The sequence below is a fragment of the Sphingomonas turrisvirgatae genome, from assembly GCF_001721295.1.
GTDB classification, from domain to species: Bacteria; Pseudomonadota; Alphaproteobacteria; order Sphingomonadales; family Sphingomonadaceae; genus Sphingomonas; species Sphingomonas turrisvirgatae.
In genome coordinates, this window is record NZ_MDDS01000027.1 from 1 (window position 1) to 24,639 (window position 24,639).

Genomic DNA, 24,639 nt, shown 5'->3' on the forward strand with positions numbered 1-24,639 from the left:
ATGACCGGGATCATCATGTGGTGGCGTGCGCGTCAGTGGCGGGCGAAGGTGACGAAGCGGCGGGCGGTGGCGTAGGACCCGCTGGGCGTCAGCCGCACCCCGGTCCCCCCACCCCCCCCCCCCTTTTCCCCCGCCCCCGCCAGTTGTGTAAAGGGATGCGCACAACCCGCCGCCAATTCCTTGCCTCGACCGCCGCGATCACGGCGCTGCCTGCCCTGCCCGCCTGCGCGCGCGGTCAGGCGGCGGCCGCCGGCGATATCGCGGCCGACCGGTTGCTCGCGGCGACGGCGGAACAGCTTTTGACCGACGATCCCAACCAGGCGACCTCGCTTGGCATCGACAAGGGCGAGCGCGCGCATCTGCGCTCGATGCTTCAGGATCGCAGCCCGGCCGGCCTTGCCCGCGTGGCAGAGGGGCTGCGCAAGCGACAGGCCGAACTTGGCGCAATCGATCTCGAAACACTGAGCCCGGTGATGCGCACCAATGTCCAGACGGTGCGCACCGCGATCCAGACCGCGCTGGATGGCTTTGCATTTCCCTATGGCGACGTTGCCGTCGGCGGCTGGCGCAACACGCCCTATGCCGTGGTGCAGAATGTCGGCGCCTATCTCGACACGCCGCGCTTCCTCGACAGCGATCACAAGATTGAGACGGCGGCGGACGCCACGAGCTGGCTGGCGCGGTTCGAGGCTTATGCCGACCAGCTGGACGGCGAGACCGAACGGCTCAAAATCGCTTATGACCGAAAGGTCGTCGCGCCGGACTTCCTGCTCGACAAGACGCTCGGGCAGATCGCGCTGACGCGCGGCGGCGACGTCGGCAAATGGGACCTGCTCACGGATTTCTCACGCAAGCCGAATGTCACGGGCGATCAGGCAGCCGCGGCCGCGAAGATCGCCGCGGGCCGGATCGCACCGGCACTCGACCGCCAGATCGCCGAACTGAAGCGCCATCGCGCCGCGGCGACGCCCGATGCCGGGGTGTGGAAGTTCCCCGATGGCGACGCCTATTACGCCTGGGCCCTTCGCGCCGCGACCACCACCACGATGACGCCGGACGAGGTGCATCGCACCGGCCGCGAAGAATTGAAGCAACTGCAAGCCGAGATGAACGCGATCCTGCGGAAACAGGGGTTCACCAAGGGGACCGTCGGCGCGCGGATGACCGCGCTCGGCAAGGATCCGCGCTTCCTCTATCCCGACGACGATGCCGGCCGCCGCGAGATCCTGGCCTATATGACCCGGACCATCCAAGACATGCGCGCCAAGATGCCGCGCGCTTTCCACACGCTGGTCAAGGGCAATGTCGAGGTGAAGCGGCTCCCGCTGGCCGAGGAGCCGGGCGCACCCGGTGCCTATGGCGGGGCGGGGTCGATCGACGGCACCGTGCCGGGACGCGTATGGCTGAACCTGCGCACCACGCACCTCCACACCCGCTACAGCCTGGCGACGCTGGCCTATCACGAGGGTATTCCCGGCCACGCGTGGCAGGGCGAATATACCTTCAAGCTGCCGCTGATCCGCTCGCTGCTCGGCTTCAACGCCTATAGCGAGGGCTGGGCGCTCTATGCCGAACAGCTGGGCGCGGAGCTGGGCGCATATGACAGCGATCCGATCGGGCGGCTGGGCTACCTGCAGAGCCTTGCCTTCCGCGCCTGCCGCCTGGTGGTCGATACCGGGCTGCATGCCAAGCGCTGGACACGGCAACAGGCGGTCGAATGGTTCGCGACAACCAACGGTTCGTCGGTCGAGGAAGTCAGTGGCGAGGTCGACCGCTATTGCTCATGGCCGGGTCAGGCGTGCGGCTACAAGCTGGGGCACACGCACATCAACCAGCTGCGCCGCAAGACGCAGGCGGCGCTGGGCCCGCGCTACGACTTTCGCGCGTTCAACGATGCCGTCGTGCTGGGCGGCAACGTGCCGCTGACGGTGCTGGACGATGTCATCGAGCGCCACATCGCCGATCGTCGCGTCTGACGCCAGCAACGCTTCATCATACCGGCCGATTCAGACCATTGACGTTGAGCGGCCGTCACGATTGTGATGCAGCGCGCCAAACAGTGGTGCGATGCACAATCGGTCGTTTCGATTTCAGGACCTGCCACAATAGCGACGCTGCTTCATGCAGCGTTCAACTAAGGCGGTTCAGGATGGCATCTCGGTCACAAGGTCTCACTTGAGACTGGCTGGCCGAGCGACCAGATCATGCAGCGCACCATGAATATGGCGCGTGTCTGCGTGTGAGTTTATTTTGTTGACGATGTAGTTCCGGCGCACCCCCGCGGGGATAGCCAATCTTGGTTCGTAAACAAATAGGCCGAAGGCGACTTCGGCGTCGATGACATTTGCTTGCAGCGCCAGGCGAATCAATCGCGGTATTGAGTGGAGTGGGCGATGGCAGAACAATTACCTGTCATTCTGACGGACAAGGCTGTCGAGATCATTCGCATGCTTGGTCCGGGCTGGCCGATCGTCAGGACGTTGACTTGCTCGGACGAGGACGAGCACGAGCACGATGCGACAGCCATCGAACGCTTCGTCTTCGCTGTCTACACGTTGCGCGATCTGGGTCTGATCGCCTGCGATGCGCTGAGCGTCACGCCGCAGCGCGCGACCGCGATCGAATGCGCGCTCACGCCGCGCGGACGTGAATATTATCGCACGCTCAAGCAGCCGGCGCCGCACTGGCAACCGGCCGTGCGGACACAGCAGGACAGCGCCTTCGGCTGATCGGCGTTGTGGCGGACGGGTCCGGCGCGTGACGCCGGACCCTCGCGCGCTCAGGCGGCCGCCACCGCGGGGCGCGGCGCAGCCTGACGCACACCTTCGTCGACATGGGTTTCGAACTGCGCGAAGTTGGCGACGAACTCGTCGACCAGCTTTGCCGCCGTCGCGTCATAGTCCGCCTTGTTGCTCCACGCCGCGCGCGGATCGAGCATGTTGGGATCGATATCGCCAACCGCCACCGGCACCATGAAGCCGAAGTTGGGATCCTTGCGGAACTGCGCATCCTTGAGGCTGCCGTCGAGCGCGGCGTTGAGCAGCGCGCGCGTGACCTTGATCGGCATGCGCTTGATCCCCGGCATGGTCGCCTTGCCGCCGCTCCAGCCGGTGTTGACCAGCCAGCAATCCACCCCGCCCTTCGCAATCCGCTCCTTGAGCAGATTGCCATAGACCGACGGGTGGCGCGGCATGAACGGCGCGCCGAAACAGGTCGAGAAGGTCGCCGACGGCTCGGTCACGCCGATCTCGGTCCCTGCGACGCGCGCGGTATAGCCCGACAGGAAATGATACATCGCCTGTTCCGGCGTCAGCTTTGCGATCGGAGGCAGCACGCCATAGGCGTCAGCGGTCAGGAAGATGATGTTCTGCGGAACCGGGCCGAGATTATCCTTCGAAGTGTTCGGGATGAACTCGAGCGGGTAGGAACCACGGCTGTTCTCGGCGAGCGAGCTGTCGTTGAAATCCAGCTCGCGCGTTTCGGGGTCCATCACCACGTTTTCGAGCACGGTGCCGAAACGCTTGGTGGTGGCGAAGATCTCCGGCTCAGCCTCGGCCGAGAGGTTGATCATCTTGGCATAGCAGCCGCCTTCGAAGTTGAAGACTGCCGTGTCCGACCAGCCGTGCTCGTCGTCGCCGATCAGCGTGCGCGAAGCATCGGCCGACAGCGTGGTCTTGCCGGTGCCGGACAGGCCAAAGAACACGGCCGTGTCGCCGTTCGGGCCAATATTGGCCGAACAGTGCATCGGCATGATGCCCTTTACCGGCAGCAGATAGTTGAGCAGGCCGAACACGCTCTTCTTCATCTCGCCGGCATAGGCGGTGCCGCCGATCAGGATCAGCTTTTCGGCGAGATTGACCGCGATCACGGTCTCGGACCGCGTGCCGTGCCTGGCCGGATCGGCGCGGAAGCTCGGCAGGTCGATAATCGTATATTCCGGCGCGAAGTCCTGAAGCTCAGCCGCTTCCGGGCGGACCAGCAGCGTGCGGATGAACTGGCTGTGCCAGGCGAATTCGTTGACCACGCGCACGTTGACGCGATGCTCGGGCTGCGAACCGCCGTACAGATCCTGCACGAATAGCGTGTCCTTGGTGTCGAGATGCGCGAGGAAATCGGCCTTCAGCGCGGCGAAATGCTCGGGCGTCATGCCGACGTTCGTGCTGCCCCACCAGACGCTGTTCTCGGTCTCGGCATCGCGGACGATGAACTTGTCCTTGGCGCTGCGGCCGGTGTGCTTGCCGGTCTGAACGACCAACGGTCCATCCTTGGCCAGCTTGCCCTCGCCACGCGCCAGCGCATGTTCGACCAGTTGCGCGGTCTGCAGATTCCAGTGAACCGTGGCGCCCGGGCCGACGCCCAATGTATCGAGGCCGATCTTCGGCGTACGCTCGGTCAAAACCCGTCTCCTTGTCGCTGCTGCGCAAGACAGCAGTTCGCATGTTTTCATCAATGAAACTGCGATTACGGGGCAGGCCGACACCGTCAATGCCGGTAACCGGTGTCACCAACATGCTTTGTCTTATCCTCGTCTTGCCAACGCTGGCATGGCATGCACTCAGGCGAGCTGTCTGTTCCCGGGACATAAACCATGGCGGGTTGAGCCGCAGAGTCGCTTGCGCTAGGCCCAGCCGATGGCCGCTACGATTGCGCTGGTCGATGACGACCGCAACATCCTGACTTCGGTCTCGATCGCCTTGCAGACCGAAGGGTTCGTGACACGCGTCTATTCGGACGGCGAGGCGGCGTTGAAGGCACTGACCGAGAACCCGCCCGACCTTGCCGTGCTGGACATCAAGATGCCGCGCATGGACGGGCTTGAGCTGCTGCGCCGCCTGCGCGAGAAGGTGGCCACCCCGGTGATCTTCCTGACCAGCAAGGACGACGAGCTGGACGAGGCGCTGGGCCTTGCCATGGGGGCGGACGACTACATCTCCAAACCCTTCAGCCAGCGCCTGCTGATCGCGCGGATCCGCGCCATCCTGCGCCGGACCGAAGCCGTCGCCGCATCGCCCGATGCCGCAAGCGATGAGGCCGAGGCGCCGCAGCCGGTGCTGGAGCGCGGGCAGCTGAGCATGGACCCGGCGCGGCACAAGGTGACGTGGAAGGGCGACAATGTGACGCTCACCGTCACCGAATTCCTGATCCTGGAAACGCTCGCGCAGCGCCCCGGCATCGTCAAGACGCGCAACCAGCTGATGGATGCGGCGTATCAGGACGACATCTATGTCGACGATCGCACCATCGACAGCCACATCAAGCGCGTGCGCCGCAAGTTCCGGCAGGTCGACCCACAGTTCGACGCCATCGAAACGCTCTATGGCGCCGGCTATCGCTTCTCCGAAGAATAACGAGGGCGCGGACGAGCCCGACCGGGCGATGCCGCCCGAGGACCGCGACCTGTCGCTGCGCTGGTCGGGACGGGTCAGCCTCACGCCGCGTATCCTGGCCGTGAACATCTTCGCGCTCGCCATGCTGGCGGGCGGCTTCTTCTATCTCGACAGCTATCGCGCGCGCATCGTCGACAATCGCACGATGCAGGCCGCGCGCGAGGCGGGGCTGATCGCACAGGCGGCGGCGATGACCCCGCCCAGGGACCGCACGGCGCTGATGCTGCGCATGGCGGAAGCCGCCAATCTGCGCATCCGCATCTATGACCATGCCGGGCGCGTGACCTTCGACACGCGCGCGCTTGGCCTGCGCAACTTCGTGCTGCGCGATCCCGACAAGGACCCCTGGAACCAGAGCGCGGCGCGCTTCCTCGACGCGATCATCGACACGGTCGCTGGTGCCGATCGTGCGCCGCAGTTTCGCGAGCGCGCGCCGGACAAGGGGCTCGACTGGCCCGACCTGCAGGCCGCGTTCCAAAAGGGCACGCCGGTCGCCAGCGTCTGGCGCGCGCCGGATCGCACGCCGGTGATCACCGCCGCCGCGCCGTTCGGTCCCGAAGGCGCGGTGTTCACCACGGTCAACGCGCGCACCATCACCCAGTTCGTGCGGGTCGAGCGGTTCCGCCTGGGCGTGGTGCTGGCCGTGACGCTGGGGCTTTCGATCTTCCTCTCGCTGTTCCTGGCGCGCACCATCGTTCGTCCGCTGCGCCGCCTGGCGCGCGCGGCGGTCCGCGTCCGGCTCGGCCGCGCGCGCGAGGTGGTGGTACCGCGCCTGCCCGAGCGACGCGACGAGATCGGCCATCTCGCCCGCTCGCTGTCGGACATGAGCCAGGCGCTGCGCGCCCGCATCGACGCGACCGAGGCATTCGCCGCCGACCTCGCGCACGAGCTCAAGAACCCGCTCGCCTCGCTGCGCTCCGCCGTCGACAGCCTGACCAGCGTGCGCGATCCCAATCTTCAGGCGCAATTGCTCGCCGTGGTGCGCGAGGACGTGCACCGGCTAGACCGGCTGATCAGCGACATTTCCGAAGCATCGCGGGTCGAGGCACAGCTCTCGCGCGCCAAGTTCGAGCCGATCGACCTGACCGCCATGCTCGACGGGCTGGTCGCCCAGCGGGCGCAGCGCGGGCTGGGGCGCGACGTCCGCCTGCGCTTCGACCCGCCGCCCGGCCCTCTGCCGCACGTGATGGGCGAAGGCATGCGACTGGAACGGGTGTTCGAAAATCTGATCGACAACGCGATCTCCTTCTCACCCGATGGCGGGCTGGTCGCGCTCTCGCTCGGCATCGACGACGGGATGATCGAGGCGCGGGTGGAGGACGAAGGCCCCGGCGTGCCGGAGGACGCGCGCGAAGCGATCTTCCGCCGCTTCCATTCGGTGCGGCCCGATGGGGAAGCGTTCGGCCAGCATTCCGGGCTGGGGCTTGCCATCGCGCGCACCATCGTCGAAGGCCATCAGGGGTCGATCGGGGTCGAATCGCGGGAAGACAGGATGCGCGGCGCGCGCTTCGTGGTCCGCCTGCCACTGGTTCAACGCTGAGGGGAAACGTGGCGATATTGTCATCCGAAACGCTGCATGCCTCATGCGTCGCGATCGACGGGCGCGGCGTGCTGATCGAAGGGCGATCGGGCGAGGGCAAGTCCGACCTTGCGCTGCGGCTGATCGATCGCGGCGCGGTGCTGGTGTCCGACGACTATATCATCTGCACCCGCACTGCCGGGTCGCTGTACGGCGCCGCACCGGCGACCATTGCGGGCAAGATCGAGGTGCGCGGCATCGGCCTTATCGAACTGCCGCATCTCGAACGCGCGCCGCTGGCACTGATCGTCACCATCCTCGAAGCGCCGCCGCGGTTCCCCGACGGCCCCCGCGTGCGCCGCATCGCCGGCGTCGACGTGCCGCAGGTGGCGCTGGCCGCGCTCGAACCCTCGGCCCCGATGAAGGTCGAACTGGCGCTCAAGCATCTGGCACCGGCGCCATGAGCAAGCGCGCGAAGCAGATCCTGCTGGTCACCGGCATGTCGGGCGCGGGCAAGTCGACCGTGCTGCGCACGCTTGAGGATCTGGGCTGGGAAGTGGTCGACAATCTGCCGCTGCTCCTGCTCAACCGCCTGCTCGACACCGATCCGCCCGAGGGGCAGGATGGCGACGATCGTCCGCTCGCCATCGGTATCGGCACGCGCACGCGCGGGTTCGACGCGGACAGCATCGTGCGGCGCATCAAGAAGCTGCGCGACGAGCGCGGCTACGACCTTGGCACGCTCTATCTCGATTGTTCCGGCGCGGAGCTCGAGCGGCGCTATAACGAGACCCGCCGCCGCCACCCGCTGTTGCAGGACCGTCCGGCCAGCCAGGGCATCGCGCGCGAGCGCGAGCTGCTCGAGCCGCTGCGCCGCTGGGCAAATCGGCTGATCGACACCACGCGCCTGTCCAGTAACGAGCTGGCGCAGCAGATCCGTTCGACGTTCGCGTTCGACGGGCTTGGCGAACCGACGCTCTCGGTCATGTCGTTCGGCTTTGCGCGCGGCATCCCGCACGATGCCGACCTGGTGTTCGACATGCGCTTCCTGCGCAACCCGCACTGGGTCGACGCGCTGCGACCGGGTACCGGCAAGGACAAGCCGGTCGCCGATTACGTGATGGCGGACCCCGCCTATCCCGAAGCGGTCGGCAAGATCGAGAATCTGCTGCTGACGCTGCTCCCGCGCTATCGGGCGGAGGGCAAGGCTTATGTCACCATCGCCTTTGGCTGTACCGGCGGGAGACACCGGTCGGTTCACGTCGCCGAGCGGGTCGCAGCGCGGTTGCGCGACGCAGGATTTTCGCCCACGGTGGCGCATCGTGACTTGCAGACTGCGCCGCAGGACTCGCTAGAAGGCTCGCCGGCCGCAAGTCATCGCACTAGCTGAATTCGCATGGGACAAGCGTTGGCATGATCGGTCTGGTACTCGTGACGCACGGGCGGCTCGCGGAGGAGTTCGTCGTCGCGATGGAGCATGTGGTGGGACGGCAGGAGCGAGTCGCCACCATCTCGATCGGCCCCGACGACGATATGGAGGGCCGCCGGTCCGACATCGCGAAGGCGATCGCGGACGTCGATGGCGGCCGCGGGGTCATCGTGCTGACCGACCTGTTCGGCGGCACCCCGTCCAACCTCGCCATCTCGCTGATGGAGGCGGGCCGGGTCGAGGTGATCGCGGGCATCAACCTGCCGATGCTGATCCGCCTGGGCGGCGCGCGCAAGACGATGAAGGTGACCGAGGCGGTCGCCGCAGCGCGCGAAGCCGGCCGCAAATACATCACCGTCGCATCCGAAGTCCTGGGGGAGGCCGCCGCTTGAGCAAGGTCAGCCGCACCGTCCTCATCGGCAACCGCCGCGGCCTGCACGCCCGCGCCAGTGCCAAGTTCGTCACCCTCGCCTCTTCGCAGCCGGTCGAACTGACCGTCGAGAAGGACGGCAATTGCGTCACCGGCACTTCGATCATGGGGCTGATGATGCTGGGCGCGGCGATGGGCGATACGATCACGATCAGCGCCGCCGGCGAGGGCGCGGAGGAAGCGGTGCTGAAGCTGGTCGACCTGGTCGAGGACCGTTTCGGGGAAGATTGATGCCCCGCGAGATCACTGCCTTTTCCAACCCGCTGATCAAGCGGATGCGGTCGCTGCGCGACAAGAAGCATCGCCGCGCCGAAGGTCTGTTCCTGGCCGAGGGGCTGCGCATCCTGACCGAAGCGCGCGAGGCGGGGCACCTGCCAGCCTATCTGTTCTATGCCAGGGGTAACGACACCCATCCGCTGGCAAAGGCCCTGATCGCGGCAACCGAAGCGGCGGGCGGCGAGGTGATCGCCACCGACGACGACATCCTTTCCAAATTGTCGGGCAAGGACAATCCCGGCGCAGTCGTCGGCGTCTATCGCGAGCTGGCGACCGACCTTGCCCGGCTCGACCGCACGGCCGCCCCGATCTGGCTGGTCGCCGAACGGCTGCGCGATCCGGGCAATCTCGGCACGATCCTGCGCACTGCCGACGCGGTCGGCGCGGGCGGGCTGATCCTGGTCGACGAATGCGTCGATCCGTTCAGCGTCGAGGCGGTGCGCGCCAGCATGGGCGCGCTGTTCACCATTCCCATCGCGCGCGCTGCGTGGGACGATTTCCATGGCTGGCTGCGCGCCGGTCCGGGTCAACTGGTCGGCCTGGCGCTGGAAGGGGCCGTCGATTATCGCGCGCCCGATTTTGCCGCACCGGTATTCCTGCTCACCGGCAACGAGGCACAGGGCCTACCGCCCGCCTATGCCGCCGCGTGCGACGTGCGGGTGAAGATCCCGATGCTGGGCAAGGCCGACAGCCTCAACGCCGCGGTCGCCACCGCGGTGATGGCCTATACCGTGCTCGAACGGGTTCGACCCACAGACTGAGGAGCATGGAACAAACCTCGATTCCGTGCGTCGAACAGTGCGAGTCTGGAGACGAGCCGATGTTCTACGACACGACGCCCTTCAACCCCGTCAACAGCGGCTATCGCATCGCCTTCCGCCCGGGCGAACACAATGTCTGCCCCGGCTGCGGCCAGTCGCACTGGTCGATCGGGCGCATGACCGCCGAATGCGCCTTTTGCGCCACCGCCCTGCCGATCAACCATGGCGGCAGCTTCGGCCCCGGCCTGTTCAGCGTCAGCGAGCGGTCGAAGCCGCTGGCCGCGTAAGCTCGAGCCGCTGACGCGGCTGGCGTTGAGCCAAGCCGAACCAATGGCGAAGCCATCAAACTGCCGCTATGGCGCGGCGATGACCGGCGCCTCCCTCACCCTCTACAACAGCTTCACGCGATCGCTCGAACCGTTCGCTCCCATCGATCTGGCCAGGGGCACGCGCGTCTATTCCTGCGGCCCGACCGTCTATAGCGACCCGCATCTCGGCAATCTGCGCGCCTATGTCTTCACCGATACGCTGAGCCGCACGCTGCGCTGGAAGGGCTATCCGCTCACTCACGTCATCAACATCACCGATGTCGGCCACCTGACGTCCGACGCCGATGCGGGTGAGGACAAGATGGAGAAGGCGGCAAAGGCGCGCGGCCAATCGGCCTGGGACATTTCGCGCCACTATGCCGACGTGTTCCGCCGCAACCTTGCCGACCTCAACATCGCCATGCCCGATCACATGCCGCTGGCGACCGATTACGTGCCGGCGATGATCGAGTTCGCGCGCGGCATCGAACAGCATTGCTACGCGCTCGACAGCGGCCTCTATTTCGACAGCACCACCGTGCCCGATTACGGCAAGCTGTCGGGCGGGCAGGACGATGCCGGCGAAGGCCGCATCGAAAGCGTCGTGGGCAAGCGTCATCCCCAGGACTTTGCGATCTGGCGCAACACCCCGCCGGGCGAGACGCGGCAGATGGAGTGGGATTCGCCCTGGGGCCGCGGCGCGCCGGGCTGGCATCTCGAATGCTCGGTGATGAGCGCGCAACTGCTCGGCCTGCCCTTCGACATCCACACCGGCGGCATCGACCACCGCGAAATCCACCATGTGAACGAGATCGCGCAGAACCAGGCGCACTGCAATTGTGCTGATTCAGGCGCGCGGATCTGGATGCACAACAACTTCCTTGTCGATCGCGGCGGCAAGATGTCGAAGTCGAAGGGCGGCATCGCCACGCTCGACGCGCTGGTGGCGAAGGGCGTCCATCCCCTCGCCTATCGCCTGATGTGCCTTTCCGCGCATTATCGCAGCGAGCTTGAGTTCAGCGGCGACAATCTGCTCGCCGCGCTGGTGCGCCTGCGCCGGCTGGTGCTGGCGGCCGAGAAATTCCGCACGGCCGAGGGCAAGGGAAAGACCGATGCAAGCAGCTATCTAGAGCGGCTGGACGCGGCGGTCAGCGAGGACCTCAATACGCCAAGGGCGCTGCCGGTGCTCGAGGAGCTACTCGCCGACAAGCAGCTGGCGCGCGAGGCGCGGCTGGCGACGCTCGAACAGTTTGACGCCGTGCTCGGGCTGAATCTCGCGGCCCTCACCCGCGCGGATTTGCGCGTGCGGCCTGCCGACGCTCAGGTCACCGACGCCGAGATCGAAGCTCGCCTGGCCCAGCGCAAGGAAGCCCGGGCGGCCAAGGACTTCGCCCGCTCCGACGCGATCCGCGACGAACTGCTCGGCGCCGGGGTCGAGGTCATGGACGGCGATCCGCTGGGGTGGGACTGGAAGGTCGAGATTTAGGCGTTCGCGCACCACGCTCGCGTCGCCCCATCGCCGCCTTGGGCATGTCGTCATGGCGGGGAAGAAGCCAAAGGCGGATTGATCCATCGTGCGTTCAACTATGTACGCCGACGTCACAATCGCTTTAGAAGTCGCGGGATGAAGGCTGTTCTTCCCATGCTCGCCCGGCCGTTGATCGAAGCGCGGCTGCCGGCCACGCTCGACTGCCACTGGTTCACGGACCGGGACACGGCTCAGGCGATGATCGCCGATGCCGACATCGCCTGGGCCGACATGAACCGGCCGCAATGGACGCGTGCGATCGCGGCGGAGGGCGCGCGGCTGAAATGGCTGTCCACCGTCTATGCCGGGATCGACGCGTTCGACATCGACTTGCTGCGGCAGCGCGGGACCGTCCTCACCAACGGCATCGGGATCAACGCCATTCCCGTCGCCGAATATGCAGTGCTAGGTATGCTCGCCGCGGCCAAACGCTTCGATCAGGTGGTGCGCACCGCCGATGCGCGCGAATGGCCAACTGCGCCGCCGGGAACGAGCGAGCTTCACGAAACCCGCGCGTTGATCGTCGGATTTGGCACGATCGGGCGGATGATCGCGGAGCGGCTTGCTCCGTTCGGCGTCGCGGTCACGGGTGTCACCCGCTCTGGCCGCGACGGCACGTTGACCCCGGACCAGTGGCGGACACGGATCGGCGAGTTCGACTGGCTGATTCTTGCCGCCCCCTCGACGCGAGAAACTCACGCGATGATCGGCGCTGCCGAGCTTGCCGCGATGAAGCCTGGCGCATGGCTCATCAACATCGCGCGCGGCGACGTGGTGGACCAACCCGCATTGATCGCGGCGCTGGCGGCACGACGCATCGGCGGCGCCTTCCTCGACGTCACCGACCCCGAACCGCTGCCGGGCGATCACCCGCTCTGGACCGCGCCCAACACGATCCATTCGATGCACTTGTCGGGCCGCTCGACTCGCCGGATGTTCGAACGCGCCGCCGACCTGTTCGTCGAGAATGCCAATGCCTTCGTGGCCGGCCGTCCGCTCCGGAATGTGGTCGATCTCGACGCGGGCTATTAGTCGAACTTGTTTGGCGCACGCCTGCGCAACCGCTAAGCGCAGGCCATGATCCTGGTCATCGACAATTACGACAGCTTCACCTGGAACCTCGTCCATTATCTGATGGAACTGGGCGCGGAGGTGAAGGTGGTGCGCAACGACGCGCTGACTGCGGCCGAGGCGCTGGCCAGCAACGCGCAGGCCTTCCTGCTCTCGCCCGGCCCCTGCACGCCCAACGAAGCGGGCATCAGCCTCGACCTGGTCGCCGCCTGCGCCGATGCGGGCAAGCCGCTGCTTGGCGTTTGCCTGGGCCATCAGTCGATCGGCCAGCATTTCGGGGGTAAGGTCATTCGCGGCGGGCTGATGCACGGCAAGACCAGTCCGGTCACCCATGACGGCACCGGGCTGTTCGAGGGGCTGCCTTCTCCCTTCACCGCGACGCGCTACCACTCGCTGATCGTGACCGACATTCCGGAATCGCTGGTGGTCAACGCCACGTCCGACGATGGCAGCGTCATGGCCTTTCGCCACGCCACGCTGCCGATCCACAGCGTGCAATTCCATCCCGAGAGTATCGCGACCGAGCACGGCCACGACATGCTCGCCAATTTCCTGAAGCTTTCGGGTTTGCCGGCGAAGGCGCTGGCGTGAGCGTTTTCACCCTGCTTCCCGACCCGTCGACCCCGCTCGCGCGCGAGACCGCGGCGCAGGCCTTTGACGACATCCTCGACGGCACCGCGCGCGAGGAAGAAGTCGAGCGCTTCCTGATCGCGCTGTCCGAACGCGGCGAGACCAGCATCGAGATCGCCGAAGCCGCGCGCGCGATGCGCCAGCGAGTCATTCCGGTCGGCGCGCCCGCGAACGCCATCGACGTCTGCGGCACCGGCGGGGACGGGCAGCATACGCTCAACGTCTCGACCGCCGTCGCCCTTGTCGTCGCCGCCTCGGGCGTGCCGGTCGCCAAGCACGGCAACCGCGCCGCCTCGTCCAAGGCCGGTGCCGCCGACACGCTCGAAGCGCTTGGCCTCGACCTCGACCGTGCCGCGCTCAATGCCGAAAGCCATCTGAACGAGATCGGCATCGCGTTTCTCTTCGCGGCGAAGCACCATCCGGCGATGGCGCGCATCGCTCCCTTGCGCCGGCGCATCGGCCGCCGCACGGTCTTCAACCTGATGGGCCCGCTCGCCAACCCGGCCGGCGTCACGCGCCAGCTGATCGGCATCGCCCGCCCCGATTATGCGCCCATCTATGCGCAGGCGCTTGAGCAGCTCGGCTCGTCGGGCGCAGCGGTGGTCGCCGGGGACGAGGGGCTGGACGAACTCTCGCCCGAAGGCGGCAGCATCGCGGTCAGCATCGGCGACGTGCATTTGCCCGCGCGCATCACGCCCGAGGATGCCGGCCTGCCCCGCCACCCATTGAGCGCGCTGCGTGGCGGCGGCCCGGCCGAGAATGCCGCCGCGCTCCGCCGCCTCCTGTTGGGCGAGCGCTCCGCCTATCGCGACGCCGTGTTGCTCAACGCCGCCGCCGCACTGGTCGTCGCGGGCGAGGCGCACGACCTGCGCGAGGGCGCGGAGGAAGCCGCCGAGACGATCGACAAGGGGCTTGCCAACGCGCTGCTCGACTGCTGGATCGCGGCATGAGCAACGTCCTCGACCGGATCCTCGCCACCAAGGCGGAGGAAGTCGCCGCGCGCAAGGCCGCGACGCCCTTGTCCGACCTGCACGCACGCGCGCTGGCGCAGACGCCGCCACGCGGCTTTCGCGCCGCCCTCGATGCCAAGGCCGCGAGCGGCTACGGCCTCATTGCCGAGATCAAGAAGGCGTCCCCGTCAAAGGGGCTGATCCGCCCGGACTTCGATCCCCCAGCCCATGCCCGCGCCTATCAGGCCGGCGGCGCGGCCTGCCTCTCGGTGCTGACCGATGCGCCCTATTTTCAGGGGCATGAGGATTATCTCGTCGCCGCTCGCGCCGCGTGCAAGCTGCCCGTGATCCGCAAGGATTTTATGATCGACCCGTGGCAGGCGATCGAGGCGCGCAGCATCGGCGCCGACGCGATCCTCATCATCGTCGCCGCGCTTGAGGACGGGCAGATGGCCGAGATTGAGGACGCCGCGCTGACGCTGGGCATGGATGTGCTGGTCGAAGTGCATGACGAGGCCGAGCTCGACCGCGCACTGACGCTCAAGTCTCGACTGATCGGCGTCAACAACCGTAATCTCAAGGACTTTACGGTCTCGTTCGACCGCACCTACGAACTGGTCGGCCGCGCCCCCGAAGGCTGCACCTTCGTCGCCGAATCGGGCCTCTCCACCCGCGCCGACCTCGACGCGATGGCCGACCATGGCGTGCGCTGCTTCCTGATCGGCGAGAGCCTGATGCGCCAGCCCGATGTCGAGGCCGCAACGCGGGCGATGATCGGATGACCGGTCTCACCCATCTCGACGAAACCGGCGCGGCGCGCATGGTCGATGTCGGCGGCAAGGTGGAGACTCGGCGCGAGGCGACTGCCACGGGCCGCATCGACATGAGCCGCGAGGCCGCGACCTCGATTGCGCAGGGCATGGTCAAGAAGGGCGACGTGCTCGCCACTGCGCGCATCGCCGGCATCATGGCGGCAAAGCGGACCAGCGACCTCATCCCGCTGTGTCACCCGCTGGCGATCAGCAAGGTGAGCGTCGACCTTGTCCCCGACGCGACCGGGGTCACCGCCACCGCCACGGTCGCGCTGAACGGCCGCACCGGAGTCGAGATGGAGGCGCTGACCGCCGTCTCGGCCGCGCTGCTCACGGTCTATGACATGGCCAAGGCGCTGGACAAGGCGATGACCATCGGCGGTATCCGCCTGCTCGCCAAGACCGGCGGCAAATCGGGCGACTGGACCGCGGCCGGTTGACGGCGCACGATCGTCACGGTGCCGTACCGTTGCCGGATGCGGGCCGCACCTGACGGTTAACATCTGCTAAGCCATAGAAGATCAACGATTGTTGACGCGTGGACCGCGATTATCGCCGCTCCATCTCGGGGTCCACATGACTGATTATGCGCGTTCGGCGATCTTTTCGCTGCACTCTGAACTCGACGCCACCGCCCCAGCCAGGACCGACGATTCCGCGCGTGCCACCCTGATGGGTGTCGACGGACCCCGTGACTGTTTCGTGCATCGCATCACTGCGGGCGGCCTCAGCCTTACCGTGACCGGCCCGACCACCCATGGCGAACGCGGCAAGATCGAATTGCCCTTCGGTCTCGTCGCGGAAGGCTGGATCGACGGCGAAGATCCGGCCGCGCTCGCCTTTCGTTTCGACCAGCCGCTCGACGTCGTGGGCGCACTCGCCCGCTGCCTTGCCGCGCTTCCGGCCGAGCGGCGGCAGATGCCGCGAATCGAGCTGCGCCAGCGCGTGTGCGTGCGTCGCGCGGGCGGCACCGATTTTGCCTGGACCCGCAACCTTTCGCCGGCTGGCGTGGGCCTTGAGATGCGCGCGCCGCTTCAGGTCGGCGAGGTGGTCGAACTGACGCTGGACGGTCTGCGCCCGATGGCGGGCGAAGTGCGCTGGACCGAGCGCGGCCAGGTCGGCATCGCCTTTGCCGAGGCGCTGGGCTGGCAGACGCTGATGCCCTGGCTGCGCCGCCACGCAACCAATGTGCCGGCCGCCAGCGCGCCCCAGACCGGCTTCGACGCGCCACCCTCCGCGCTGAGTGCGGTCAAGGACGCGCTGCGCCTCGACCTGCCGACGCATGTTCGTTCGGGTGTCAGCTGGTGGAACGCGAAGCTGTCGGGACTCAGCAACGCGCTGGTCGAGTTCGAAAGCGCGATGGAATTCGCGCCGCGTTCCTCGCTCTGGCTTTCGCTGCCCGAAATCGGCGGCTGGCCGATCCGCGTGATCGAGTCGCACGGCGCGCGCCACGTCGCCGAATTCCGCGTGCCGCTACGGCCGCACGAAATGGGCCGGCTGAGCGAAGCGGTGCGCGGGCGCTAGGGTCAGGATTCCGGGCACGGGGCCGCCCTGATTCCATCGCCCATGCGCTTGCAAATGCGACGATTTCCCTCGATTGCGATCCGGGGGGAATGGGCATGTCGCTGAACGAATTCGTGCTTGGCTTTGTCGGCGTGCTGATCGGCCTGGGCGTGGCGGATCTGCTGACCAGCTTCCACAAGCTGTTGAGAGCGGGCCGACGGGTGAAGTGGGACTGGCTCACGCTGCTCTATGCCGCCTACATGCTGTTCTCGCTGATCGTATTCTGGTGGTGGCAGTTCGAATTTCCGCCCCCGGGCACCAGCCTGACCATTGCCCAGTTTCTCGGCAATTTCCTGTTTCTGGCGCTGTCCTTCCTGATGGTCGCATCGGCGCTTCCGGATGACGTTCCGGCTGAAGGTCTCGACCTCAGGGACTATTACATGTCGTCGCTGCGGCACCGATGGGGGCTGCTGACGATCGGCCTGGCCTATAACTGGGCTGGCGGCACCCTGGCGGCGCTGGCGGGCGGCGTGGGCGCGCTGACGCGTGCCGACGCGCTCGGCGCGATCGGGTTGGTCTTTCTCTGCGTCGTCCTGGCCGCCTGTGCGATGCGGATCCGGGCGGTGTGGTATCAGGCGCTCGCGCTGGCGATACTCTTTGCGACGACGAGCTACTTCAATCTCTTCCGACCTATCGGACCTTGAGATTACCGGCTGCGGCACCGCATCGCGGGAACGGCACCTCGCGCGCCCGGCTGTCCTGCGCGACGGCCGCGCTTCGCCTTCGGCCACTTACCCCCATGTTCCCGTGCCAAATTCGCGCCGCGTCGGGACCCATGGACCGGGCACCGAGTTCTTGCCGGCATGAGCGGGACCAACGATGAACGAACTTGAGCGCAAGCGCGAGATGGAGATGCGCGCGCTCGCGCGACAGGCGTCGTCCATGGCGGCCCGGCAGGCGCATTACCGACGCGTGACGCAGCTTCACCATTCCGGCGCAGCGCCCGGCTGAAGAAGCCAGTTGGGGCGGCGCGGATCGCGCCTCGCCCGTGCCGCCGTGCCGCGCTAAGGCTGCCACATGCCAGCCCTCCTCCCCGTTGCCGATGCGCAATCCCGCCTTCTGGCGCTCGCCCCGCCGCTGCCGGTCGAGGACGTTGCGCTGCGCGACGCCGCCGGCCGCTGGGCCGCCGCATCGGTGACCGCACTGCGCACCCAGCCCGAACTGCCGCTCTCGGCGATGGATGGCTATGCGATCCGCCTTGCCGACTTGCCCGGCCCCTGGACGGTTATCGGCGAAAGCGCGGCGGGGCGCCCCTTCGCCGGCACGATCGGCGCGGGGCAGGCGGCGCGGATCTTCACGGGCGCCGCGCTGCCCCCCGGCGCGGATTGCGTGCTGGTGCAGGAGGAAACAGCGCGCGACGGCGCAACGCTGGCCTTGGCGGGCGATGGTCCGGCCGGGATCGGCGGCAATGTCCGTGCGGCAGGCCTCGACTTCTACGCCGGCGACACGCTGATCGAAGCGGGTGAGCGCATCACGCCCGCGCGGCTGGCGCTCGCCGCAATCGCGGGCCATGCCACGCTGCCGGTGCGCCGCCGCGTGCGCATCGCCATCGTCGCGACAGGGGACGAACTGCGCGCTGCCGGCGACCCGCCGGCTCCGGGCGAACTACCCGAAAGCAATGGCGCGATGCTTGCCGCGCTGCTCGCCGATCTGCCGGTCGAGCTTGTCGATCTCGGCATCCTGCCCGATCGGCTGGACGTGCTTACCGACGCCTTTGCCGCCATCGATGCCGACATTCTCGTCACCACCGGCGGCGCCTCGGTCGGCGACCACGACCTCGTCCGGCCCGCGCTCGAGGCGGCGGGCGCCACCATCGACTTCTGGCGGATCGCACTTCGCCCGGGCAAGCCGATGATGGCAGGCCGGATGCGCGACACGGTCGTCGTCGGCCTCCCCGGCAATCCGGTCTCAGCGTTCGTCACCGCCCTGTTGTTCGTGAAGCCGCTGATCGCGCATCGCTCGGGCGCATCCGATCCCTTCCCGCGCACCGATCTTGCCGTGTTAGCCGAACCGCTGCCGGCCAACGGCGCGCGGGCCGATTATGTCCGGGCGGCGCGGCGCGGCGACGGCGTGGCTGCGGCGGCGATCCAGGACAGCTCGATGCTGCGCACGCTCGCACGCGCCGACTGCCTGATCGTGCGACCGCCGCACGCGCCGCACGCTGCGCGCGGCGACTCGGTGGAAATCCTACAGATCGCTTGACAGCATGAGAGAACAAGCCGTAAACGTTCCGCGTCTGTTCTGGATGGAGGACGTCCGATGCTTACGAAGAAGCAGCATGAGCTGATCTGCTTCATCGCCGATCGCTTGAACGATACCGGCGTATCGCCCTCGTTCGAGGAGATGAAGGAGGCGCTCGACCTCAAGTCCAAGTCGGGCGTTCACCGGCTGATCTCGGCGCTCGAGGAGCGCGGCTTCCTCCGCCGCCTCGCCAACCGCGCGCGGGCGCTCGAAGTCATCAGGATGCCCGAGCGTGGCGAGACGAAGAAGCCAGCCTCCGCTGCCAAGGGCAATGTCGTCGAGTTGAAGCGCGCGCCAGCGACTGCGGCGCCGCAGCCGGCGAACGACGTGATCGAAATCCCGCTCCACGGCCGGATCGCCGCCGGTGTGCCGATCGAGGCGCTGGAAGGATCGACGATGCTGCCGGTCCCCGCCGCGCTGCTCGGCTCGGGTGAGCACTATGCCCTTGAAGTTGCAGGCGATTCCATGGTCGAGGCCGGCATTTTCGACGGCGACTATGCGCTGATCCGCCGCCAGGAAACGGCTCGCGATGGCGAGATCGTCGTCGCGCTGATCGAGGATGCGGAGGCGACGCTCAAATATTTCCGGAACGAAGGGTCGATGGTCCGGCTCGATCCGGCCAATCGCGCCTATGATCCGCAGCGCTATCGCCCGGATCAGGTCCGCGTCCAGGGCAAGCTTGCCGGCCTGCTGCGCCGCTACTGATCGCCTGCGGCCGGCGGCCGGCAGCGGGGCCGCTGTGAGCGACCTTTGTCATGTTGGGGGAAGAAGCATGAGCCTGACCGGCGGCTGTCATTGCGGCGAGATCCGCTACGAATTGCAGGGCGAACCGCTGCATGGCGGGCAGGCGCTCTGCCATTGCTCGGATTGCCGCCGCGCGGCGGGTGCGCCGCTGGTCGGCTGGGCGATGTTTCCGGAAGATGCGCTGACCGTCCTGCAGGGGCAGGCGCGCGAATATGCCTCGTCCGACCATGGCCGCCGCTGGTTCTGCCCGACCTGCGGCAGCGGACTGTTCTATCGCAACCAGCAGAACCTGCCCGGACTGGTCGACATCCAGGCTGCGACGCTCGATGATCCGATGGCGATCCCCGCGGTCGCGCACATCCAGGTCGCCGAGCGGGTCGACTGGATGCGTGAGGCGCATCAACTGCCGGTGTTCGACCGCTTTCCAGGACCCTGAGGTCGCGGCGGCATGACTTGCGTCGGGGCAAGCCAGGGGTGCTGCGCCCCCGGCCGTCGCACCGTTCGGATTGCACCACCCAGCGCGATCGCCACCCCGCCGGTCCGCGCCAGCGTGGGGCGGTCCAGCTTCAGCCAGCGCGGCGCGCAGCCCGGCGGAAGGCGGCGGTCGGCCACGATGATGTCGACTGAACGGCACAGCGCGATCACCTCCGTCCACGGCAGCATATAGCCGCTGCGCGTCGCCGCGATGCGCCAGCGCCGACCGCCCCTATCGATCTCGGCCACGCACATGTCCGCCGAACATCGCGCGGCATCCTGTTCGGCCAGCGCCGGCAGCTCGGCGTCCACCCCACCGCTTTCGGCGAGCATGTCGCGCACATAATCGCCCGCGCGGTCGCGCAGCAGCGCCAGGCGACCGTCCGCCATCCGCAGCGCAAGGTGCCGCCCGTCGCCCGTCACCAGCAGGTCGGGCGCCGGCGTCGCCACTGCCCACGCCGTGCCGATCGCCGCCGGAACCAGTCCGGCTAGCCGCACCCTGGTCCGCCAAAGCGCCAGCCACAGTCCGCCGCCCACCATCAGCGCGAACGCGCCGCCGGGCATGGCCGGCAGCATGGCCAGCGCGCCCGGCGCATCGGCGGCCGCATGAGCGATCGCCAGCAGCAAGCCGAGCGCCTGCCCCGCCATCCACCAGAACGGCGCACCGAGCCCCGTCGTATCGAACAGCAGCGCCGCGGCCTCCAGCGGCATGATGACGAAGGTGGTGAGCGGGATCGCCACGATGTTCGCGAGCGCCCCGTAGATGCCCGATTTATGGAAGTGGAACAGCGCGATCGGGCTCAGCGCCAACTCGACGACAAGGCCCGTGAGAAGCAGTGAGGCGACGCCGCGCAGCAGTCGCAAGCCCCAGCCTTCCTCTCGCCGTTCGAACCAGCCGCGGACCCTGTCGCTCTCGTGGAGCGCCACGATCGCGGTGACGGCGGCAAAGCTCATCTGAAAGCTTGGCCCGGCGAGCGCCTCGGGCCAGAGCAGCAGGACCACCATCGCCCCGAACGCCACCAGTCGCAGCGTGATGGCCTGCCGCCCCAGCATCATTGCGGCCAGCACCATTAGCGCCGCGATGCACGACCGCACCGTGGGAACCTCCGCGCCAGTCAGCAAGGTATAGCCGACTGCCGTCACCCCGGCCGCTCCGGCGGCGATGACAGGCAATGGCCAGCGCAGCGCCAAGGTGGGGCTGAGCGCCAGCAAGCGCAGCACGATCAACATCGTCGCGCCGACCACCGCCGTCACATGCAGACCGCTGACCGACAGGAGATGCGCCAGCCCCGAGCGGCGCAGCGCCTCCGCGTCGGCTTCACTGATGGCGCCACGGTCGCCCGTGACAAGCGCCGCGGCGACACCCCCCGCGCTGCCGGCAAGGCTGGACTGGATGTGCGCCGTCAGACGGTTCCGTACGCCACCACTCGGCGGACCGGGCGCGACCAGTTCGATCGGCGCAAACCCCCGCCCGCTCGCGCCCAACCCGTCGAACCAGGCAACGCGCTCGAAATCGTAAGCGCCGGGGACGGCCGGGGATGCCGGCGGCATCAACCGGGCGCGCAACCGAATAATGGCGCCCGGGGTCAAGCCGGACGGCACCACCGCACTCGCGAAATTCACTCGCACAACAGGAGGCAAGCCAGCGGCCGCGTCGGGCCGCAGGCGCAGTCGCACCATCTGGCGAGCGGGTTGCGGCTCGACGCGCTCGACGACCGCCTGAAATGACACGACCGCCGGCCGCTTCAGCACGGGCGCCGCGACGCGCTCTGCCCGCCACCAGCTCAACGCACAGCCAAATGCCACGAGCAGCGCAGCCACGGAAACAGCGCGCGCGACGCGTCCGCCCTGATCCAGCGCCATGCCGGTCGCCGCCACGGCAAGAGCGGACAGGATGAGCGCGCTCCAGCGCGGCACGTCGGGCAGCACGAACCAGCACGCGATCCCGGCGCCCAGCATGACTGGGATCCATAGCACGAGCTGGCCACGTTCCTCCTCGAACCAGCGCTCCAGGCGCCACGTCCATGTGGTCCGCAGCGGGTCATGCGGACGCAAAATCGGATGATCGGCAACAGTGGCCATGCCCTAGCATGGCGCAACGGATGGCATGCACAAGCCGGAACGGTCCCCACTCCGTCGATCGCTGCGTAACGGTTCGTCACCGAAATGGCTCGCCTCGCCGATGGCGCATTTTTGTGCAGCGCAACGTATGTAACACGATAACATACCGCCCCGATCAGGGGCGATGACACACAATCGGGAGTATCGTGTGCCACGTTCCACCCTGTCTCTTGTCAACTTGCGGCAGGATGTTCCTGCCTCGATCGTGGTGGCGCTGGTCGCGCTGCCGCTCTGCCTTGGCGTCGCGCTGGCTTCCGGCGCGCCGCTGATCTCGGGTCTCATCGCCGGCATCGCCGGGGGTATCGTCGTCGGTGTGCTGTCGAAATCCCCGCTATCGGTGAGCGGGCCGGCCGCCGGCCTCACAGTCATCGTGTTCAGCGCCATCGAATCGCTGCCGAGCTTTGAAGCGTTCCTGCTTGCGGTGGTGCTGGCCGGCGCCATGCAGATCATCTTCGCCTTCAGCCGATCGGGCGTGCTCAGCGAGTTCGTGCCAAGCTCGGTGATCACCGGCATGCTCGCGGCGATCGGCCTGATCCTCATCCTGAAGCAGGTGCCGCACGCGCTCGGCTATGACGGCGATCCGGAGGGTAGCTTCAGCTTCCTGCAGCCTGACGGCAACAACAGCTTCTCCGCTATCTGGCTGGCGCTCACCGAGCAGTTCGTGTGGGGTGCGGCATTGATCGCCGCCGTCTCGCTCGCCTTCCTGTTCTGGTGGGACAAGGCGCGACCGAAGGAGGGCGCGCTGCGTTTTCTGCCCGGTCCGCTGGTGGTCGTGCTGTTCTCGGTCCTCGCCAACATGACCTTCGCCAGCATCGCGCCCGACTTTGCGATCGGTGCCAGCCATCTCGTTCAGGTCCCGATGGCCGAGGGCGGCAACATCGCCTCGCTGCTGTCGATGCCGGATTTCAGTGCGATCTCGAACCCAACGGTGTGGACGGTCGCCATCACGCTCGCGCTGGTTGCCAGCCTTGAATCGCTGCTGAGCGTAAAGGCCGTCGACGAACTGGATCCACAGCGCCGCACGACAGACAAGAACCGCGAGCTGCTGGCGCAGGGCGGCGGCAACCTTGTGTCCGGGATGCTGGGCGGTCTGCCGGTCACGTCGGTGATCGTGCGCAGCTCGGCCAATGTCGATGCGGGTGCGGCGAGCAAGATGTCGGCAATCATGCATGGCGGCTGGCTGCTGCTCAGCGTCCTGCTGATCCCCAGCCTGCTCAACCTGATCCCGCTTTCGGCGCTCGCCGCGGTGCTGATCCAGACCGGGTACAAGCTGACGAAGCCGGCGCTTTTCATGCAGAAACTGAAGCAGGGGCATACGCAGTTCGTGCCGTTCGTCGTTACCGTCGGCGCAATCCTGTTCACCGACCTGCTGACCGGCATCGTGATCGGCCTGGCCGTGGGCTTCGTGTTCGTCATCGCCCGCAACTTCCGTCCCGCGATCAGCTTCGTATGCGAAGGCACCGACTGCCTGGTCCGCGCGCGGCGCAACCTGTACTTCATCCACAAGGTGGAATTGCAAAGCGCGCTCGACCGGGTGCCGGACGGTGCCGACGTGCTGATCGACCTTTCGGCGACCGAATATGTCGATCTCGACAACATCGAGATCATCAATGATTTCATCAAAGGTGCCGAATTCCGCGACATCCGTGTCGTGCTGCGCGGCGACCTTGCAGACCGGACGGCGCCCAAGATCAAGGCACCGCGCCAGGAGGTGGTTTACGCATGAAGGATTATCGTCAGCTCCTGCTCGCCAACCGCGCCTGGGCCGAAGAGCATAAGGAAGGCCGCGCCGATTTTTTCGCGCGGCAGATCCAGGGTCAAAAGCCGAGCTTTTTGTGGATCGGCTGTTCCGACAGCCGGGTTTCGCCCGAACAGATGACCATGTCGCCCCCGGGCGGCATGTTCATCCACCGCAACGTCGCCAATCTGGTGAACGAGGAGGACGCGAACCTGATGGCGGTGCTGCAATATGCAGTGACGGTGCTGAAGGTGAAGCATCTGATCATCTGCGGCCATTATGGCTGCGGCGGCGTACGGGCGGCACTGACCAGCGCCACCAGCGACGGGCCGGTCCATGACTGGCTGGAAAACGCCCGCACCGTCTATCGCGACCACCAGCACGAGGTGGATGCACAGGGCGACGAGGACGCGCGCGCCAATCGCCTGGTGGAGGTCAACGTCCGCGATCAGCTGGTACGGCTGGCGCGAACCGAAATCGTTCGCACGGCATTTGCCGAGCGGCAGGAACTCTATCTGCACGGCTGGGTGTACGACATGCGCGACGGCCTCATCAAACCGCTGTTGGAAGTGAATAGCGGCACCGTGCTGGACGACCTTGGCGCGCCCGAGCGCGTGCTCCTCTGATCGGGGCCAGGGCGGCGGGCACCACCCGCCG

Annotated in this window: 27 protein-coding genes; 24 read left to right on the forward strand and 3 right to left on the reverse strand. The window is 67.2% G+C overall.

The features are described from left to right. Positions 1 to 155: 155 nt before the first annotated feature. Complete coding sequence (locus BFL28_RS11400) at positions 156 to 1,976, forward strand: DUF885 domain-containing protein (protein ID WP_069320698.1); 1,821 nt, start codon at positions 156 to 158, stop codon at positions 1,974 to 1,976. Between the two features lie 195 nt (positions 1,977 to 2,171). On the opposite strand, the gene BFL28_RS21130 is transcribed toward BFL28_RS11400, so the two are convergent. Continuing rightward, positions 2,172 to 2,369: a hypothetical protein gene (locus tag BFL28_RS21130; RefSeq protein ID WP_173655731.1), complete on the reverse strand. Its 198-nt coding sequence runs from the start codon at positions 2,367 to 2,369 to the stop codon at positions 2,172 to 2,174. Positions 2,370 to 2,381: 12 nt separating this feature from the next. Here BFL28_RS21130 and BFL28_RS11405 point away from each other — a divergent pair, with 12 nt between their 5' ends. Beyond that, positions 2,382 to 2,729, forward strand: a complete 348-nt coding sequence (locus BFL28_RS11405) for a hypothetical protein (RefSeq protein WP_131818634.1) — start codon at positions 2,382 to 2,384, stop codon at positions 2,727 to 2,729. Positions 2,730 to 2,779: 50 nt separating this feature from the next. Here the strand turns inward: BFL28_RS11405 and BFL28_RS11410 are convergent, their stop codons facing one another. Further along, entirely contained in the window at positions 2,780 to 4,396 is a 1,617-nt protein-coding gene (locus BFL28_RS11410) for a phosphoenolpyruvate carboxykinase (protein ID WP_069320700.1), read from the reverse strand. 235 nt (positions 4,397 to 4,631) lie between these two features. Between BFL28_RS11410 and BFL28_RS11415 the strand changes: the two genes are divergently transcribed. The 20 genes from BFL28_RS11415 to BFL28_RS11505 all read left to right on the forward strand — a co-directional run bounded on the left by BFL28_RS11415 (position 4,632) and on the right by BFL28_RS11505 (position 20,085). After that, the gene (locus tag BFL28_RS11415; protein WP_069320701.1) at positions 4,632 to 5,348 is read left to right on the forward strand and encodes a response regulator transcription factor; all 717 of its coding nucleotides are present in this window, start codon (positions 4,632 to 4,634) and stop codon (positions 5,346 to 5,348) included. Beyond that, positions 5,317 to 6,927 carry a sensor histidine kinase gene (locus BFL28_RS11420; RefSeq protein ID WP_079247088.1) on the forward strand — a complete coding sequence of 537 codons (1,611 nt, stop codon included), beginning with the start codon at positions 5,317 to 5,319 and terminating at the stop codon, positions 6,925 to 6,927. Before BFL28_RS11415 ends, BFL28_RS11420 begins: the two co-directional genes overlap by 32 nt. An 8-nt stretch (positions 6,928 to 6,935) precedes the next feature. Beyond that, complete coding sequence (locus BFL28_RS11425) at positions 6,936 to 7,370, forward strand: HPr kinase/phosphorylase (protein ID WP_069320702.1); 435 nt, start codon at positions 6,936 to 6,938, stop codon at positions 7,368 to 7,370. Further along, a complete protein-coding gene (gene rapZ, locus BFL28_RS11430) occupies positions 7,367 to 8,296 on the forward strand; it encodes an RNase adapter RapZ (RefSeq protein ID WP_069320703.1) in 930 nt (309 codons plus the stop codon). The genes BFL28_RS11425 and rapZ overlap by 4 nt, the downstream gene beginning before the upstream one ends. Positions 8,297 to 8,319: 23 nt before the next feature. Then, positions 8,320 to 8,727 carry a PTS sugar transporter subunit IIA gene (locus BFL28_RS11435; protein WP_069320704.1) on the forward strand — a complete coding sequence of 136 codons (408 nt, stop codon included), beginning with the start codon at positions 8,320 to 8,322 and terminating at the stop codon, positions 8,725 to 8,727. Continuing rightward, a complete protein-coding gene (locus BFL28_RS11440) occupies positions 8,724 to 8,996 on the forward strand; it encodes an HPr family phosphocarrier protein (protein ID WP_069320705.1) in 273 nt (90 codons plus the stop codon). The genes BFL28_RS11435 and BFL28_RS11440 overlap by 4 nt, the downstream gene beginning before the upstream one ends. Continuing rightward, a complete protein-coding gene (locus BFL28_RS11445; protein ID WP_069320706.1) occupies positions 8,996 to 9,802 on the forward strand; it encodes a TrmH family RNA methyltransferase in 807 nt (268 codons plus the stop codon). Before BFL28_RS11440 ends, BFL28_RS11445 begins: the two co-directional genes overlap by 1 nt. A 59-nt stretch (positions 9,803 to 9,861) precedes the next feature. Beyond that, positions 9,862 to 10,089, forward strand: a complete 228-nt coding sequence (locus BFL28_RS11450) for a hypothetical protein (protein WP_069320707.1) — start codon at positions 9,862 to 9,864, stop codon at positions 10,087 to 10,089. A 79-nt stretch (positions 10,090 to 10,168) separates the two neighbouring features. Continuing rightward, positions 10,169 to 11,596: a cysteine--tRNA ligase gene (gene cysS / locus BFL28_RS11455; protein WP_079247092.1), complete on the forward strand. Its 1,428-nt coding sequence runs from the start codon at positions 10,169 to 10,171 to the stop codon at positions 11,594 to 11,596. Between the two features lie 138 nt (positions 11,597 to 11,734). After that, on the forward strand, positions 11,735 to 12,670 hold the full coding sequence (locus BFL28_RS11460) for a D-2-hydroxyacid dehydrogenase (RefSeq protein WP_069320709.1): 936 nt from the start codon (positions 11,735 to 11,737) through the stop codon (positions 12,668 to 12,670). Between the two features lie 45 nt (positions 12,671 to 12,715). Next, positions 12,716 to 13,300 (forward strand): anthranilate synthase component II, encoded by a 585-nt coding sequence (locus BFL28_RS11465; protein ID WP_069320710.1) that lies wholly within the window; start codon positions 12,716 to 12,718, stop codon positions 13,298 to 13,300. Then, on the forward strand, positions 13,297 to 14,289 hold the full coding sequence (gene trpD, locus BFL28_RS11470) for an anthranilate phosphoribosyltransferase (protein WP_069320711.1): 993 nt from the start codon (positions 13,297 to 13,299) through the stop codon (positions 14,287 to 14,289). Before BFL28_RS11465 ends, trpD begins: the two co-directional genes overlap by 4 nt. Further along, on the forward strand, positions 14,286 to 15,071 hold the full coding sequence (trpC, locus tag BFL28_RS11475; protein ID WP_069320712.1) for an indole-3-glycerol phosphate synthase TrpC: 786 nt from the start codon (positions 14,286 to 14,288) through the stop codon (positions 15,069 to 15,071). The genes trpD and trpC overlap by 4 nt, the downstream gene beginning before the upstream one ends. Next, on the forward strand, positions 15,068 to 15,541 hold the full coding sequence (gene moaC / locus BFL28_RS11480; protein WP_069320713.1) for a cyclic pyranopterin monophosphate synthase MoaC: 474 nt from the start codon (positions 15,068 to 15,070) through the stop codon (positions 15,539 to 15,541). Before trpC ends, moaC begins: the two co-directional genes overlap by 4 nt. 136 nt (positions 15,542 to 15,677) lie before the next feature. Beyond that, a complete protein-coding gene (locus BFL28_RS11485) occupies positions 15,678 to 16,625 on the forward strand; it encodes a PilZ domain-containing protein (RefSeq protein WP_069320714.1) in 948 nt (315 codons plus the stop codon). Positions 16,626 to 16,714: 89 nt separating this feature from the next. Further along, complete coding sequence (locus tag BFL28_RS11490) at positions 16,715 to 17,308, forward strand: hypothetical protein (RefSeq protein ID WP_069320715.1); 594 nt, start codon at positions 16,715 to 16,717, stop codon at positions 17,306 to 17,308. A 175-nt stretch (positions 17,309 to 17,483) separates the two neighbouring features. Beyond that, positions 17,484 to 17,615: a hypothetical protein gene (locus BFL28_RS21705; RefSeq protein ID WP_277621004.1), complete on the forward strand. Its 132-nt coding sequence runs from the start codon at positions 17,484 to 17,486 to the stop codon at positions 17,613 to 17,615. A 66-nt stretch (positions 17,616 to 17,681) separates the two neighbouring features. Beyond that, the gene (locus BFL28_RS11495; protein WP_069320716.1) at positions 17,682 to 18,866 is read left to right on the forward strand and encodes a molybdopterin molybdotransferase MoeA; all 1,185 of its coding nucleotides are present in this window, start codon (positions 17,682 to 17,684) and stop codon (positions 18,864 to 18,866) included. Positions 18,867 to 18,923: 57 nt separating this feature from the next. Beyond that, positions 18,924 to 19,610 carry a transcriptional repressor LexA gene (gene lexA / locus BFL28_RS11500; RefSeq protein WP_069320717.1) on the forward strand — a complete coding sequence of 229 codons (687 nt, stop codon included), beginning with the start codon at positions 18,924 to 18,926 and terminating at the stop codon, positions 19,608 to 19,610. A 67-nt stretch (positions 19,611 to 19,677) separates the two neighbouring features. Then, a complete protein-coding gene (locus BFL28_RS11505; RefSeq protein WP_069320718.1) occupies positions 19,678 to 20,085 on the forward strand; it encodes a GFA family protein in 408 nt (135 codons plus the stop codon). On the opposite strand, the gene BFL28_RS11510 is transcribed toward BFL28_RS11505, so the two are convergent. Further along, positions 20,049 to 22,082, reverse strand: coding sequence for a ComEC/Rec2 family competence protein (locus tag BFL28_RS11510; protein ID WP_241527301.1), 2,034 nt, complete (start codon positions 22,080 to 22,082; stop codon positions 20,049 to 20,051). The genes BFL28_RS11505 and BFL28_RS11510 overlap by 37 nt on opposite strands. Before the next feature lie 310 nt (positions 22,083 to 22,392). Here BFL28_RS11510 and BFL28_RS11515 point away from each other — a divergent pair, with 310 nt between their 5' ends. Then, a complete protein-coding gene (locus BFL28_RS11515; protein ID WP_241527299.1) occupies positions 22,393 to 23,970 on the forward strand; it encodes a SulP family inorganic anion transporter in 1,578 nt (525 codons plus the stop codon). Next, positions 23,967 to 24,608 carry a carbonic anhydrase gene (locus BFL28_RS11520; protein ID WP_069320720.1) on the forward strand — a complete coding sequence of 214 codons (642 nt, stop codon included), beginning with the start codon at positions 23,967 to 23,969 and terminating at the stop codon, positions 24,606 to 24,608. The genes BFL28_RS11515 and BFL28_RS11520 overlap by 4 nt, the downstream gene beginning before the upstream one ends. Positions 24,609 to 24,639: the final 31 nt, after the last annotated feature.

Coding starts and splice junctions, on each gene's coding strand:
- BFL28_RS11400 (WP_069320698.1), top strand. CDS start 156: ATGCGCACAACCCGCCGCCAATTCCTTGCCTCGACCGCCGCGATCACG.
- BFL28_RS11415 (WP_069320701.1), top strand. CDS start 4,632: ATGGCCGCTACGATTGCGCTGGTCGATGACGACCGCAACATCCTGACT.
- BFL28_RS11420 (WP_079247088.1), top strand. CDS start 5,317: ATGGCGCCGGCTATCGCTTCTCCGAAGAATAACGAGGGCGCGGACGAG.
- rapZ (WP_069320703.1), top strand. CDS start 7,367: ATGAGCAAGCGCGCGAAGCAGATCCTGCTGGTCACCGGCATGTCGGGC.
- BFL28_RS11435 (WP_069320704.1), top strand. CDS start 8,320: ATGATCGGTCTGGTACTCGTGACGCACGGGCGGCTCGCGGAGGAGTTC.
- BFL28_RS11445 (WP_069320706.1), top strand. CDS start 8,996: ATGCCCCGCGAGATCACTGCCTTTTCCAACCCGCTGATCAAGCGGATG.
- BFL28_RS11450 (WP_069320707.1), top strand. CDS start 9,862: ATGTTCTACGACACGACGCCCTTCAACCCCGTCAACAGCGGCTATCGC.
- cysS (WP_079247092.1), top strand. CDS start 10,169: ATGACCGGCGCCTCCCTCACCCTCTACAACAGCTTCACGCGATCGCTC.
- BFL28_RS11460 (WP_069320709.1), top strand. CDS start 11,735: ATGAAGGCTGTTCTTCCCATGCTCGCCCGGCCGTTGATCGAAGCGCGG.
- BFL28_RS11465 (WP_069320710.1), top strand. CDS start 12,716: ATGATCCTGGTCATCGACAATTACGACAGCTTCACCTGGAACCTCGTC.
- trpC (WP_069320712.1), top strand. CDS start 14,286: ATGAGCAACGTCCTCGACCGGATCCTCGCCACCAAGGCGGAGGAAGTC.
- moaC (WP_069320713.1), top strand. CDS start 15,068: ATGACCGGTCTCACCCATCTCGACGAAACCGGCGCGGCGCGCATGGTC.
- BFL28_RS11485 (WP_069320714.1), top strand. CDS start 15,678: ATGACTGATTATGCGCGTTCGGCGATCTTTTCGCTGCACTCTGAACTC.
- BFL28_RS11490 (WP_069320715.1), top strand. CDS start 16,715: ATGGGCATGTCGCTGAACGAATTCGTGCTTGGCTTTGTCGGCGTGCTG.
- BFL28_RS21705 (WP_277621004.1), top strand. CDS start 17,484: ATGAACGAACTTGAGCGCAAGCGCGAGATGGAGATGCGCGCGCTCGCG.
- BFL28_RS11495 (WP_069320716.1), top strand. CDS start 17,682: ATGCCAGCCCTCCTCCCCGTTGCCGATGCGCAATCCCGCCTTCTGGCG.
- lexA (WP_069320717.1), top strand. CDS start 18,924: ATGCTTACGAAGAAGCAGCATGAGCTGATCTGCTTCATCGCCGATCGC.
- BFL28_RS11505 (WP_069320718.1), top strand. CDS start 19,678: ATGAGCCTGACCGGCGGCTGTCATTGCGGCGAGATCCGCTACGAATTG.
- BFL28_RS11510 (WP_241527301.1), bottom strand. CDS start 22,082: ATGCTGGGCGCCGGGATCGCGTGCTGGTTCGTGCTGCCCGACGTGCCG.
- BFL28_RS11520 (WP_069320720.1), top strand. CDS start 23,967: ATGAAGGATTATCGTCAGCTCCTGCTCGCCAACCGCGCCTGGGCCGAA.